This window comes from Listeria rocourtiae subsp. hofi (assembly GCF_963575615.1).
Taxonomy (GTDB): Bacteria; Bacillota; Bacilli; order Lactobacillales; family Listeriaceae; genus Listeria_A; species Listeria_A hofi.
The window spans coordinates 71,048-84,783 of sequence record NZ_CAUYTL010000005.1 but is presented as its reverse complement, the minus strand read 5'-3'; the positions used below and the strand labels follow the sequence as shown (position 1 = coordinate 84,783).

The following is a 13,736-nucleotide window of genomic DNA, read 5'->3' as shown; positions in this document are numbered from 1 at the left end:
TTTCCAGCAGGACTTATTACTATTTTTTTCTAGCTTTTAAATTAGATTTGTACTGCGTCTCTAACGCTTTATGCACAGCTTTCCATTTCTGTTTCTCTGCACGTTGCAAAGCAGGGTTGTTTTTACGCTCGAAATAAGCCAATTCTCGCTTTAATTTAATCCAGTTAGCATAATGAGCCTCCGATAGGCTACCATTCGTTAAAGCGCCTTGTACGGCGCATCCGGGCTCAGTGCCATGTTGACAATTGCGGAATTTGCAATCATGAGCCAGTAGTTCAATATCCTGAAAAGTTTCGCCAAGACCATCGCTCGCTTGACCAATTCCTAGTTCACGCATCCCCGGCGTATCAATCACCAGTAGTCCAGACTGCAACAAATGTAATTCCCGATGTGTCGTCGTATGTTTCCCTTTTGAATCATCTTCTCGAATTCCGCTTGTTTTCATCAGCGACTTCCCGGAGAGGGCATTGATAAATGAAGACTTGCCAACACCAGACGAGCCTAGTAACACGATCGTTTCGCCAGGTTTCAAAAAGCTTTCTATCTCATCAAAACCGCTTCTTGATAAATTATCAACTGCGAAAATCGGTACGCCGTAAGCAATCAGTTCGATTTCTGTCACTACTTGTGCTACATTTTCGCTGAGGTCAGCTTTGGTTAAAATCACGACAGGTTTTGCACCACTATCCCAAGCAATTGTTAAATAACGCTCCAAACGATTGATGTTAAAATCATGATTCAGTGAACTTACGATAAAAACATAATCAAAATTGGCTGCAACCAATTGTTCACCACCGCCCGGATCAGCTCGCTTGAACACTGTCTTCCGATCCATTACGCCATGAATGAGGGATGTGTCTTGCGGATGGCTTTCCAGTGCCACAAAGTCACCAACAGCCGGAAGCTCCGTGTTCATTGCCCCCATAAAAGCAACATATTTTAATTTGGCCAAATGCTCGCCATCATCTGATACAACTTTAAAAAAATCTTTAAAAACAGCCGTTACACGTGCCGGAATAAGTCCTTCCTGCATCGTTTGCGTCTCAAAAAAACCTGTAAATCCATAATTAATAATAATCAATGTTTTCGCTCCTTTATAAATAGGGGAGCCTTAAATCAAATCAAACGCTCCCAAAATGTGATTGTTGTTAGTGTTCGAAAATTTTACAATATCCATAATTCATCATCCTTTCATAATGGGAATTCCGTTTCATTATAGCACATTGAAAACGTTGTAGACAATTAAAAAACAGGAAAGCTCTAAAGAAAGCCCTCCTGTTTTCCAGTGGTTATCAGTTTTTATGTGTAATAATTTTTGCGATTTGATCCGCCGTCATGTTACTGTCTACTGCGTAGCTTCCATCACGAACATATTTCTCGTAGTTGTTTGAACGTAGGAATTTATCGAATTCAGCACCAGATTTAATGATACCTGCGAATTGCAATTCATTTCCTGCTTTAGAAGACGGATCTCCTTTTTTGATAACAAGCGTAAATTTCTTCACTTGTTTTGCTTTTTCTTGTTCCGCTTTTTTCTTAGCTGCTACTGCTTTTTGTGCCTCAGCAGCTTGTGATTTTGCTAATTCTTGAGATGCAAGTAAGTCCTCGTATTTTTTCTTGTAATTTTCGTTGTCATCTGTTTTAGCAGCAGTAGTAGTTTTTGGTTCCGCCGATTTCTCTGCTTGTGCGCTTGACGAGAAGAATGTATCGAAGACAAGCAAGAGCACTGCTGAAACCAAGAATCCTAACGCCAGCATGCGAAGTGATTGTTTCATTTTCTTATTTCCTCCCTATATGGTATCTAAAATTTAATGAGCGACGTATTCAGCAATTATTTCATTTACTTGTTCTTCTGAAAGTTCCGATTGTGTAACAATTTCTTCTATTGTGACGCCAGAAGTGTACAAAGTAATAATTTGTTTTTTTCTTAAGTCACGCAGTTTTTTGCTTGATGTGCGAACAGGCGTGACCGTGTCAGCATCGATTTTTAATGTATTTTCTAGAGTAGACACACGTTTTTTTAATTCGAAGTTCTCTTGCATTAATTGAGACGCGATTTCTTCCATCTCATTTTCTATCTGTTTACTATTTCCTTTTTGCATAAATGAAAGCAAGAATAGGATGACAGCACAGGCAAGAAGAATTATGATTAGAACAGTCATTGTGTTAATAACACCTCTTTTCCCTAAACTCTACTTCTATTTATAGCATAAATTCAGCCAAAAACATAGTCAAAAATCAATATTGTAAACAAAATAAAAAGAAAAGCTTAGGAATCCTTGCTTAAAGCCCTTAAAAATGATATTATAATACAGGTCTGATAAATAATTCAGTTTGATTAGAGTTTGGAGGGAAATAGAATGCGTGTTAATATTACTTTAGAATGCACTGAGTGCGGCGATCGCAATTATATCACTACTAAAAACAAACGTGAAAACCCAGAACGTATTGAATTAAAGAAATATTGTCCAAGATTGCGCCGTGTTACTTTACACCGCGAAACTAAGTAAGCAGCAGGATTTCCACCTGTTGCTTTTTTTATTAGCAAAACATACGTAGAGGGGGAGAATCGATGGCAACCAAAGCAATGTTACGCAAACAGATACTAGAAAAATTAAGTGAAATGGATAAAATTACATACGAACAGCGCTCACAATCAATCGCAGAGCAATTATTTCAAGAAGAAACATGGAAAAATGCAAAAAATATCGGCATTACAATTGCTAGATTTCCAGAAATAGCAACACAAGCAATTATCGAACGTGCATGGCAAGATGGAAAAACAGTATCCATACCAGAAACAAATAACAAAACGAAAAATATGCAATTTCGGATATATAAAGATGGCGATGAGCTTTGTAAGAAAGCACTAGGATTATATGAACCCACAGAACACGCCATCATTGCACCAAAAACAACGATTGATTTGTTAGTCGTTCCAGGTGTCTTATTCCGTGAAGATGGCTACCGAATTGGATTTGGCGCTGGTTTTTATGACAGATACTTAGCGGACTACCAAGGAAATACAATTTCGCTCTGCTACTCCAATCAAATAACCCTTAATTTTACACCAGAATCCCACGACCTACCCGTTCAAAAATTAGTGATTGAAAATAATATGAAATAATAGCAGAAAATCGGCGGGGATTGATTTACAATGTTCGCTTTTTTGCGTATAGTAGTACTTATAAACAGGATATTAAAAGAAAGCAGGGAATTTTTTGAGCCTCCAAGAACAGTATATTTTTTGGCGCTTAACTAGCTATTTCCTCATTGAAGAAGGATACAGACTCATCCACCTTCATGAGAAGAAACAGGAACTATGGCTAGATAATCCAGCCCAAAAGAAACGACCGGTTATTCGAATTCAAATGAAAGAACTCAGTTGGTCTAGTGTTGTCGAGCGAGACATTGAGCACGTAATGCGCGTTTGCGAAGATTTGCGCAAACAAATGGGACGATTGAAACTACCATTAATCAATATTTACATCACCCCCTTCAAACCAGTTGGAAACATTTCAGAATGGTTCGATCAACCACTTCAATCAGAAAATGAGAAAATAAGTCTGAACAACATTTTAATCGATTCAGAGAATGCTACAGACCAGCTAAAACTAATGGAAACAGAGCTAGATATACCAGCCAATACTTTTGAAGTTCCTACCGAATTAGACGAAAGTAGTATTACAAATGAACGTAGCGTAGTTATTAATTATATCACTACAAAAGTAAGTGACGAACAAGTACAAGCACGCAAAGAAAAGCCATATGTAACCTATATTTTATTAGCGATTCAAATTGCCGTCTTTTTAATTATGACGTTTACAGGAGGCACGAGTAGCAATACATTCAACCTCGTCAGGTGGGGAGCCAAATTTAATCCGCTCATATACGCAGGAGAATGGTGGCGCTTTATCACACCTATGTTTATCCATATCGGGTTATTGCATTTGCTGATGAACTCTGTGGTTCTCTATATCATAGGTCCAATGGCAGAAAAGCTTTATGGCAAATGGCGCTATGCCTTGATTTACTTCCTATCAGGAATTACAGGGGTTGTGGCAAGCTTTGTTTTCAACATCAACGTGGCTGCCGGTGCAAGTACAGCAATCTTTGGTATTTTTGGAGCTTTGCTATATTTAGTCGTTTTGAAGCCTCATATTTATGCAAAATCATTAGGAATAAGCATTGCAGGACTAGTTGTCGTCAATTTAGTTGTCGATTTGTTCTCACAAGGTATTGATTTAGCAGGTCATATTGGTGGTTTAGTAGGTGGATTCCTAGTTGCAGGAGCTTTATCCATGCCTCATCAATACTTCCACTGGCGCCGAATTCTTTACGGAGCTTCTGCTATTTTGCTTACTGCTTTTTTCCTGTGGTTTGGCTTTGACAAAGGGAAACACCCTTATGATCCACAAAACGCGAATGCTGTAGCGGGCGCTTTTATTCAAAATGAAGATTATGAAACAGCACAAAAAATCTTGCAGCAACTCCAAGTTTCTGGTAGCGCGGATGGCCTTACTTTTACAAATTTAGCAGTCATCGCTACGATTAAAGAGAACAATCAAGAGGCAGCAAATTTTGCAAGAGAAGCCATTGCGCAAGAAAACTTTAATCCGCATGCTCACTTCTTACTAGCTCGTAGTTATGAAATGCAAGGGGATATTGAAGCAGCGTTAAGAGAAGCTACTATAGCAGTGGAACAGCAAAACACAGAAACATACGCCCAGTATAAACAATATTTAGAAAGCAAAATTCAAATAAGATAAGAGGTATTGTTATGAAAACAGTCTATGATGTGGCTCAGTTGCTGAAGAAATATGGTATTATCATATATCTTGGCAAGCGTCAATGGGATATCGAAATGATGGAATACGAGCTGACCGAACTGTTTAAACATAAATTGCTTGATCGTGAAGTCTATGCCTGCGCAAGGTCCATTCTTAAAGTAGAATTAGATAAAGAGAAGGCAAAAAATAAAGTAGTAGATTAGGAGACATGTGAAAATGGAAAAGAAATTAATTGGCGTTGACCTTGGTGGCACAACTGCAAAAATCGCAATTTTAACAACCGATGGGAAAATTGAGGAAAAGTGGTCTGTCAAAACGGATATTTCAGATGAAGGTTCTCACATAGTTCGAAATATCGGTGATAGCATCAACCAAAAATTAACGGATTTACAATTGGATAATGACATTTTCTATGGTATTGGAATGGGTACACCTGGAACTATCAACTACGAAACAGGGACTGTAAAAGGTGCATACAATCTCAACTGGGCGAAGGAGCAAAATGTAGCGGAAAATCTTAAAAATATCACCGGCCTTGATATTTATTTAGATAACGATGCTAATATCGCAGCAGTGGGAGAAAGATGGCAAGGTGCCGGAGAAGGCTCGGCAAATGTGTTTTTTGTAACACTAGGAACCGGTGTTGGCGGTGGGATATTTGCAGAAGGAAAAATCCTTCACGGAGCAAAAGGAGCGGCTGGTGAAATTGGGCATATCACTGTAGACACTAGTAAACAAGCTTACGATTGCACCTGTGGGAAAAAGGGATGCCTAGAAACAATTGCTTCTGCTACAGGAATCGTGCGTGTAGCAAAAGACTTAGCTAAATCATTTGAAACTAAGTCAAAGCTAAAAGATTTTATTCAAGAAGGAACAGAAGATGTTACCTCTAAATTGATTTTTGACCTTGCTGCAGAAGGGGATGAGCTAGCAAAACAAGTGGTTGATTATATTTGCTTCTACCTAGGCTTAGCGTGTAGCCACATTGGTAATATGCTCAATCCTGAAAAAATCATTATCGGTGGTGGTGTTTCAGCTGCCGGCGATGCACTTTTAAAACCGATTCAAAACTATTTTGAAGGTATGGTTTTCCCAGCTGTTCGAGAGTCAACATCCATTTCAATTGCGACACTTGGAAATGATGCTGGTGTCTTAGGAGCAGCATGGTTAGCTTTGCCATCTGAATAGTTTTATCATCTTAGCTAGGTTGTATCATCGGCGCCAACATAACGCTTATGGTCTCCCTAGCTTTCTTTTGTTATTTTGGAAGTTTGTTTCACTTCCTTGTTGTCAGGGTAAAATAGTAATATCTTATTAGCATGAGGAGGCAGGGGAAAGATGTATAAAATTCACATAAGTTTCATCATTACTATCCTAGGCCTTTTATTTATTTCCTACGGCTGTCAACATGAGGAGATACCTGTTAGCAAAGAAAAAACAACTACTTCTAGCAAGATAAAGACGCTGAATATTCAGCCCAAGGAATTTCAACGTGTTGTTGGTTGGATTGATGATGAGAACATCCTTATACAGCTGAAAAAAGAGGGGAAAGTAACTTTTGATCGGCTAAATGTATTTACTGAAAAACGTCATCAGATTTATGAAACAACACATGTTATTTCGGAAGTGATTATTAGTCCTAATCGCGATCGCTTTCTTATCTATTCTGCAAAAAATAAAGACAAAGCTGCATTAGATGTTATTTCGATGTCTGGTGCGCTCCTTAGTACAAAGGAAGTGCAGCCTCAAAATATAGAATTTTCTTGGAACCGTGATGATCAAGATAAAATGTTCCTTACGACATTTGACACAGATTGGAATTATCAAGTATTTCGATGGGATATTCCAACTGGTAATGTAACCAAGCTAAACACGAGTTCACCATTTGTTTCTTGGTATAGCGATAATTTATTTGTATTCAACCAAAAGTCGTCCCCGCAAAAGGACAGAGGCGATCTTTATTTAGAGGATATGCGAGATAAAACAGTTAAGAGCCTTGTTGTGGCCGATGTATACCAATTTGCTGTATCTACAAATACATTGCTAACTATGGAACCAAGTAAAGAAGATAAGACGATGATATATAATTTTAGATCAGTCGGCTTTGAATCCTACTACAAATATGAGGCTCCGAGAGTATATGATGGGCTAGGTACTTTCTTTCCATTTTATGATTTGAATGTTGAGAAGGAGTCATTTCTTACTTTTGAACCCTATGAAAGTAAGAAATTGGAAGATCATGGTAGCGAGTTTAAGCTAGTAAAGATAGATCCTAAACATAAAAAAACAGAGACAATACTAGAATTAACCAATAACGAACCCATTGTGACATCACCAAATGGAAGGTATTGTTTATACGGATACTTATTCGATCAAATAATTGATTTAGAAACAAAAAACACAGTCTATTTAATACCACATCGTGATAAAATGTTTTAAAAAGCCAGAAAAAGAGCTATCTCACTGATTGTGAATCCAAAAATCTAACTTTTGGGGTTCAGTACAACACAGCGATAGTTTTTCTGGCTTTTTATATTTTATCGAATTAAACCGATACATCACGTTTCTGGAAGAAGAGGAAAGAGAGAACCATAAAAATAGCGTAATATACGGATAGGACACCGATAGCTAGTTCTGGTGAAAGACCTTTGACCTCCATTCCTAGCCCATTGGCATACATGCTAACATAATATAGCGGTGCCAAGAAAATATATTTAAACCATTGGAATTGCTCTACTAACATAAGCATAATCCCCCCGGCAATGCTGTTAACAAAGAGAAGAAACAGACCAATTCCTACGGCCAATGCTTGGCTTCGTAATAGTGATGAAATCATAAAAGCGATGGATGAGGAGAAAATAAGCTGGATAGTAAAGTAACCTAGCCTCGAACCTAACGCATCAATAGCAGTTTGTCCAACATTAGTAATATCTCCATTTTCTGAAAAAGTTGGATTAGATGTACTGATATCTTGGGTTAGACTACCAAAAGAAGTAAGAATACCGCCAATAATATAGGACATTATAACAGTAAATAGAGTCAAAATAATGGCATACATAAGAACAACAATATATTTGGAAAGGAGGATTTGCCAACGTTGATAGGGACGAATCAATAGCAATTTAATTGTGCCATAACTAAATTCTGACGATACAACAGCGCTAGCTAATACTATAGAAAATAGGGCAACTAAAAACATGCTGATGCTATTTATAGAAAGCAATAATTGAACATTATCAATATCTGGGACAAAAGATTTATAACTTGCGGACAAAGCAATGATGATAGCTACAATAATAAGTGGGTATAGCCATGTACTAAATCGTAGTGCTATTTTCTTTGTTTCATTTGCTATTAATGACATCATTCCATACTACCTCCATTGTTTTTTGTGATTTCTAAGAAACGCTCTTCCAATGTCTTAGTATGCACCTCTATTGTAAATATGGAAACTTCTTCACTCACTAATTTCTTCACGAGCAATGGGATATTCGAAGGACTACTTTTTATAAAGAAATGTGATGTTCCATTATCGGCAACTATGTAGTCAATATTCCAATTAGTGAGTAATTCTTTAGAGAGTTCAAGCGGCTCAAGATGCATATGAAAAGTTTTCAATTGCTCAGCTTCGGCAATATTTTCTTGTTGCATGTCTGCAATATGGGTTAGTTCTCCACGTTCTATAATTGCAAAGCGGTCACATAACTGCTCCATCTCTGTTAGTAGGTGTGAAGAAACAAGAACACTAACACCTTGACTAGCTAATGCTTTCATCTGTAAACGAAATTCCTTCATACCTTCTGGATCCAGGCCATTTGTAGGTTCGTCAAAAATTAGTAGCTTCGGCTCATGAATAAGTGCTTGAGCAACACCCAATCTTTGGCGCATTCCTAAAGAATATGTTTTGACTTTATTATTAATTGCCTTCTCCAAATGGACAAGTTGTATAATTTCATCGATACGTTCATTGGAGATTTTACTACGTGACATAGAGGCGAATGCTTCTAAATTCTGTAAACCAGTCATGTAAGGATAGAACTCTGGATTTTCAACGATAGCCCCGACTTGTTGAATGGCATCTGTATAGTCAGCATCAATATCCTTTCCTAGAATCTTTATATCTCCGCTTGTTTTATTAATAAGTTTAACAATGCTTCGTATAATGGTTGTTTTCCCAGCACCATTAGGTCCGAGAAGTCCAAATATTTCTCCTTCATTGACAGAGAAAGAGATATCTTTAATAATTGGTTTGGCACCAATTTGTTTCACTAAATGATTTATTTCTAGAACTGGTTGTGTCATAATTGCTCCTTTCTTTTTTGAAAATCTTGTTTTATTATTTTTGCAACTTCCATAGGTGTTAAATTATCTGTTTCTAAAATCAAATCGGCTACTTCTTCATATAGTTCTGTTCGCGACTCAAATAAAGCGGTAATTTCTTCTTTGCTTTTTTCTTGAATGAGTGGGCGTGTTGTATCTCCTTTTAATCGGTTAAGAAAAATAGAGGGACTTGTTTTTAAGTAGACAACAAAATTAGCGGTTCCTAGCTGCATTCGATTATCCTTGGATAAAATAATACCTCCTCCGGTCGATATAATCGCATCTCGGGACAAAGCGCTGACCAAAATTTGATGTTCTATGTTTCGGAATACGGATTCACCCAAATTCGCAAAAATTTCTGTAATTGATGTTTGATGTTTGGCTTCTATCTCTGTATCGATATCAACGAGTGGTAATACTAACTCCTTAGCAAGTATTTTCCCAACTGTCGATTTCCCAGCCCCCATAAATCCTGTTAGCACAATTTGATTCATACAAGTCCTCCTTAAGTTATTTAATTTAGTAGAAGGCGAATTTTTTGTAATTTAATATCCCAAAAAACGCTTTGCTTAAGCATGTAACCATTACTCAATTCGATGAGGGTTTCATACCTAATGTCATCCTCTGTACTACCTGCCCAATTATACCATAAAACAGCGCTATTGTGCTTTTCTGTAAATGTTTTTTGCTCTGCCTTGATTCGCGAAATATTATTTGATATGGATAAGTTGGTTAGAGTGGTGGCCAGATAATGATTTTGTAATTGTTTTTCCATTTGTAGTTTGGAGACATAGATATTAGCAGCTCCAATCATTGTGATGATGCCAATTAAAGTAACATAAAGACATAAAATATAGCTAAATCCATTTTGGTGCATGCTATTTAATCCCTTCTGAATGAATATGAAAACGAGCAGATAATTCGGTTCCATCTTCAAATTTGACTTCGTACAAAAGCTCCTCATTAGATTTTTTAGACCACCTATCTTGTTTTACGTTCGTTAAAAGCGGTTCATGGCCTTTATTATTAATAGAGCGACGTGTTAAATTCCGATAGTTTTCGTAGCTCACTAACTTAGATTGAGAAAAGAAAGTAATCTTATGGTCTGTTACGGTTATTTGTGTGCCGGTACTTAGTTCTTTTCGTGTATGGTTTATGAAGAGTTGCCATTCATAATTTTTATCAACATCTATTACTTTTAATACAGATGCATAGCTTTGGAAGAGAAGTGGGATAAAAGAAGCTATAATAATAACAATCAGTAGAGAAAACAGGGATTCTAGCAAAGTGAATCCCTGTTTATTTGATATCGTAACAAATGTTTTCTTTAGCATATACAGCGCAAAGTTGCTTCGCCTCCTGGTTATAAGAGATTCGATACTCTTGGTTTTTAATTGTGGTATCGTAAGTTGACAAAAAGTTATTGTTTAAATGAAATGAACTTTCCTCTGAGAGTAGCTGGTGTGCTATTGTCTTTTGATTTTGCCAATGTAAATTTTGCTTAATTTGCATCACCATTGGCAGTAATGACAGGGCAATCATCGAAAGGAGGCTGATAGCAAAAAGTGATTCTAGCATAGAAAAGCCATTAGATTTCATCAATACGAAACCTCCCTTTTCCAATTTGAAAGATAAGCGCATATTTTTTATTCTGTCCTTCGATAATAATTGTTTTGAACTTACTAATATTGCCAAAGGGAGGAGAAAAATGAAATATTTGGTCACTTTTTTCTTGGAAACGGAGTGTTGGCGTAAAGCTCCTTTCTAGCGTTAATGTCTCTGATTTCCCTGAATAGGAATGATTGTTCCCATTTAATAGAAGCGTAGTTTTTTGCCCCTTTGTTATAGATTCTCCTTGTAAATACATTATATCCATCTTGAGTTGATCCAAGCTTTGTTTTTCTAACAGGTGAGTCATTAGATTGCCTGCTGGAAAAATGCTGATACTTAAAATAATAAAGCTGATAGTGAGGACAAGGAGCATCTCCATTAGAGTAAATCCATTCTGCTTCAACGAACTTCTGTCACCTTTCCGCTACCATCAATCTGTACATCTTTTCCATTAGGACATTTTTTCTGTTCTCCTTTAAGGTATCCACCGGTCAAAAGATCCTGTAGAGAAGGGACTTTGTTGTTTTCTAGTTGGTATGCTTGAGCTTGTCCTTGAACCATAGTTATAAAAGCATCGCATCCTTTGTCGTTGATAGATTTACTTTGTTTCACAATATTAGGTATAGTCAGTAGAAGTAGTACGCTAACTACGAGTAAAACTATTAACATTTCTACCAGCGTAAACCCAGATTCGTCTTTCCAATTAAAATTCTTTAACATTGAAATCACTCCTAATTTTTATTATTCAGATGGAGTTCACCATCGAGAACATCGGAAAAAGAATGGATAGATAGATGGATACAATAAGTATGCCAATTATCATAAAAACGGCAGGTTGTATAAAACTAAATATTTTTTCTATTTTTTCTTCAGACTTTTGATGACAAAGCTTATAGTAAAATAAGAGTTCTTCAGCTAATTGGCCGTTTTTCTCACCATGTTGGACAATATAAATCATTTCGGGTTCGAAAATAGTGAAGGTAGTGAGCGATTTAGTGAATAATGTTCCGTCAGAAAATGCCTTTTCAACAGATTCACTGATATGTTTGAATAAGCCAGGGGAATCGGGGAGTGCAAACACTTGAACCATATCATTGATGGATAGACCACTTTTTAATAAATAACCACATTCACGGGCAAATAATTGAGAATAGTGCAAGCGCATAAATTTTTTTATAATTGGTAAAGTACAATAGAGCTGGGCGCGCTCATAGGAATTCTTTTTTCTTTGTTTTGTTAGAAAAAAAGTGCATATGATGAATAAAATCCCTAGAAATGCAAGAAAAATAAGCGGTAGTTTTTCTAAAATAAAATAGGTGAAATTGGTTGTTTGATTTTCACCATGTGTTAGTTGGCTAAATAGCGTGTCAAATTTAGGCAGTAGGAAAATGCGTAAAAGAAAGAATACGACAATTACAGTAATAAAAAGAATGAGAGGGTATTGGAAAATCTTACGTAATGCCTTTTGTTGCTCCGCTTTTCGTATCAAGTGATCACCCGTTTCTTGGACGGTTTCGCTAAAGTAACCATGTTTACTTGCATAGTGTAGCTGTGTACAAACAAAGCTTGGGAAATTAGCTTGTGATAGCGCTTCGCTAAAAGGAGCACCTGATGATAGTATTTCAATTATTTTTTCATTTCTGAGGGCATCTTTTGGCGCTGTAATTGAGAGGAAAGAGATTGCTTCTTCCATGGTGAACCCCTTACTTAGTAAGTCGGCGAGACGTATGAGAAACTCACCATCAGCGCGCCAGTTATTATGAAGGGAAAAAGCCATAACAGACTCCTTTCTTAAGTTGCTCACCTATATTGCTTGGCATGTCTGCTTCTATAGTAGTCGTGAGGAACTTACTAATTTGCTGTTTTTCTATAAATTCATAAAGTGCTGTTCTTTTTTGCACCAGGTGGTTGCATAGCGGATAACATCTTTGATTGCAAAACATACAATAGAGATGTTTCAATTGTTGGTAAGAAATACCGATAAGACATTGTCGTAACTCTTCTTTGTCTACACCAAGCTCTAGCAAACGTGACAGAACACCGTACGGACTATCTGCATGGACTGTGCTGAGAACAAGATGCCCTGTCAAAGCACTTCGAATAACCATCTTAGCTGTGTGTGTATCTCTAATCTCACCAACAATTAAAATATCTGGATCATGCCGAAGTGTAGCACGGATAATATCTGCATAATCTAACCCAGCCTTCTCATTTATTTGTACTTGTAAGAAAGTTGGCATAGGTTGCTCGACGGGGTCTTCAATTGTTATAATTTGTAAAGGGTATTGTAGATTTAGCGAATGGGCTAAGCTATACATGCTTGATGTTTTTCCACTGCCTGTTGCTCCTGAGAATAGTAGCAGGCCTGATTGTTTTTTTGCGAGTGCCAGAATATGTTGCGTTATTTGTCGGAAAACGCTACTTTTTTGAAACGGTAGTATTTCTTGTTCCGCAAATACACGAATTACCATACTCTCGATAAACCGAAAATTTGAAATAGTGGCGAGTCGAACAGATATTTTGCATCCATGAATTGTAGTTTGAAAAGAGCCACTTTGCGGCCTTCTCGTCTCGCTTATATCCATAAATCCGCGATATTTTAGGTGGGCTAAAAGTCGTTCGCCATTATCAAGAGGCATTAATGTAAAGAGCTGCAGTCTCCCGTTTATGCGCATAAGAATACGATAATGGTTTTCAGTGGGTATGAGATGTACATCGCTTGCTGTGAGCAGTATTGCTTGGTTTAAGAGAGTGTTGGCTAAATTCTGAATCATATCGTAAACTCCTTATTTTTTTGTCTATGCTAAATGTATTCGCCGTAACTTCATAAAATTCCTCTCCATAAGCAAAAACGACCTTGTGATTTTCAAGTGGAAAAATAACGTAAAAAAGCATCTTGTAAACGAAAAGAATCATATAAACTTTGGAATTAGGGATAAAAAAATATTTTGTCACTCTTCATTTTGTTCGTTCGTTCACATACGTACAATATAAAAACGAATTATCAATAAAGCC

At 36.9% G+C, this 13,736-nt stretch carries 19 protein-coding genes; 6 read left to right on the top strand and 13 right to left on the bottom strand.

From position 1 onward, the window contains the following. Nucleotides 1-19: 19 nt before the first annotated feature. The 3 genes from rsgA to R8925_RS04355 form a co-directional block, all read right to left on the bottom strand. Nucleotides 20-1,081, bottom strand: a complete 1,062-nt coding sequence (rsgA, locus tag R8925_RS04365) for a ribosome small subunit-dependent GTPase A (protein ID WP_430534696.1) — start codon at nt 1,079-1,081, stop codon at nt 20-22. A gap of 211 nt (nt 1,082-1,292) precedes the next feature. Next, a complete protein-coding gene (locus R8925_RS04360; RefSeq protein WP_430534695.1) occupies nt 1,293-1,775 on the bottom strand; it encodes a hypothetical protein in 483 nt (160 codons plus the stop codon). Between the two features lie 33 nt (nt 1,776-1,808). Then, nucleotides 1,809-2,162: a hypothetical protein gene (locus tag R8925_RS04355; protein ID WP_430534694.1), complete on the bottom strand. Its 354-nt coding sequence runs from the start codon at nt 2,160-2,162 to the stop codon at nt 1,809-1,811. Between the two features lie 198 nt (nt 2,163-2,360). On the opposite strand from R8925_RS04355, the gene rpmG reads away from it, so the two are divergent. The 6 genes from rpmG to R8925_RS04325 all read left to right on the top strand — a co-directional run bounded on the left by rpmG (nt 2,361) and on the right by R8925_RS04325 (nt 7,229). After that, the gene (gene rpmG, locus R8925_RS04350) at nt 2,361-2,510 is read left to right on the top strand and encodes a 50S ribosomal protein L33 (protein ID WP_003719608.1); all 150 of its coding nucleotides are present in this window, start codon (nt 2,361-2,363) and stop codon (nt 2,508-2,510) included. Between the two features lie 62 nt (nt 2,511-2,572). Beyond that, nucleotides 2,573-3,127 carry a 5-formyltetrahydrofolate cyclo-ligase gene (locus R8925_RS04345; protein ID WP_430534693.1) on the top strand — a complete coding sequence of 185 codons (555 nt, stop codon included), beginning with the start codon at nt 2,573-2,575 and terminating at the stop codon, nt 3,125-3,127. Nucleotides 3,128-3,221: 94 nt separating this feature from the next. Further along, the gene (locus tag R8925_RS04340; protein ID WP_430534692.1) at nt 3,222-4,769 is read left to right on the top strand and encodes a rhomboid family intramembrane serine protease; all 1,548 of its coding nucleotides are present in this window, start codon (nt 3,222-3,224) and stop codon (nt 4,767-4,769) included. Nucleotides 4,770-4,780: 11 nt separating this feature from the next. Then, a complete protein-coding gene (locus tag R8925_RS04335; RefSeq protein ID WP_430534691.1) occupies nt 4,781-4,993 on the top strand; it encodes a YqgQ family protein in 213 nt (70 codons plus the stop codon). Between the two features lie 13 nt (nt 4,994-5,006). After that, entirely contained in the window at nt 5,007-5,978 is a 972-nt protein-coding gene (locus R8925_RS04330) for an ROK family glucokinase (protein WP_430534690.1), read from the top strand. Nucleotides 5,979-6,128: 150 nt separating this feature from the next. Continuing rightward, nucleotides 6,129-7,229 (top strand): YqgU-like beta propeller domain-containing protein, encoded by a 1,101-nt coding sequence (locus R8925_RS04325; RefSeq protein WP_430534689.1) that lies wholly within the window; start codon nt 6,129-6,131, stop codon nt 7,227-7,229. Nucleotides 7,230-7,335: 106 nt separating this feature from the next. On the opposite strand, the gene R8925_RS04320 is transcribed toward R8925_RS04325, so the two are convergent. Genes R8925_RS04320 through comGA form a run of 10 tightly spaced genes read right to left on the bottom strand, consistent with a single transcriptional unit; the run spans nt 7,336 to nt 13,495 of the window. Next, complete coding sequence (locus R8925_RS04320) at nt 7,336-8,157, bottom strand: DUF2705 family protein (RefSeq protein WP_430534688.1); 822 nt, start codon at nt 8,155-8,157, stop codon at nt 7,336-7,338. After that, nucleotides 8,154-9,092 (bottom strand): ABC transporter ATP-binding protein, encoded by a 939-nt coding sequence (locus R8925_RS04315; protein ID WP_430534687.1) that lies wholly within the window; start codon nt 9,090-9,092, stop codon nt 8,154-8,156. The genes R8925_RS04320 and R8925_RS04315 overlap by 4 nt, the downstream gene beginning before the upstream one ends. Beyond that, a complete protein-coding gene (locus R8925_RS04310) occupies nt 9,089-9,604 on the bottom strand; it encodes a shikimate kinase (protein ID WP_430534686.1) in 516 nt (171 codons plus the stop codon). Before R8925_RS04310 ends, R8925_RS04315 begins: the two co-directional genes overlap by 4 nt. A gap of 20 nt (nt 9,605-9,624) precedes the next feature. Then, the gene (locus R8925_RS04305) at nt 9,625-9,987 is read right to left on the bottom strand and encodes a hypothetical protein (RefSeq protein WP_430534685.1); all 363 of its coding nucleotides are present in this window, start codon (nt 9,985-9,987) and stop codon (nt 9,625-9,627) included. 1 nt (nt 9,988) lies between these two features. Next, nucleotides 9,989-10,444, bottom strand: coding sequence for a competence type IV pilus minor pilin ComGF (gene comGF, locus R8925_RS04300; protein WP_430534684.1), 456 nt, complete (start codon nt 10,442-10,444; stop codon nt 9,989-9,991). After that, nucleotides 10,410-10,709, bottom strand: coding sequence for a competence type IV pilus minor pilin ComGE (gene comGE, locus R8925_RS04295; protein WP_430534683.1), 300 nt, complete (start codon nt 10,707-10,709; stop codon nt 10,410-10,412). The genes comGF and comGE overlap by 35 nt, the downstream gene beginning before the upstream one ends. Continuing rightward, nucleotides 10,699-11,124, bottom strand: coding sequence for a competence type IV pilus minor pilin ComGD (comGD, locus tag R8925_RS04290; RefSeq protein ID WP_430534682.1), 426 nt, complete (start codon nt 11,122-11,124; stop codon nt 10,699-10,701). The genes comGE and comGD overlap by 11 nt, the downstream gene beginning before the upstream one ends. Beyond that, nucleotides 11,121-11,441, bottom strand: coding sequence for a competence type IV pilus major pilin ComGC (comGC, locus tag R8925_RS04285; protein ID WP_430534681.1), 321 nt, complete (start codon nt 11,439-11,441; stop codon nt 11,121-11,123). Before comGC ends, comGD begins: the two co-directional genes overlap by 4 nt. A gap of 25 nt (nt 11,442-11,466) precedes the next feature. Beyond that, nucleotides 11,467-12,498, bottom strand: a complete 1,032-nt coding sequence (comGB, locus tag R8925_RS04280; RefSeq protein WP_430534680.1) for a competence type IV pilus assembly protein ComGB — start codon at nt 12,496-12,498, stop codon at nt 11,467-11,469. Continuing rightward, nucleotides 12,479-13,495 (bottom strand): competence type IV pilus ATPase ComGA, encoded by a 1,017-nt coding sequence (gene comGA / locus R8925_RS04275; RefSeq protein WP_430534679.1) that lies wholly within the window; start codon nt 13,493-13,495, stop codon nt 12,479-12,481. The genes comGB and comGA overlap by 20 nt, the downstream gene beginning before the upstream one ends. Nucleotides 13,496-13,736: the final 241 nt, after the last annotated feature.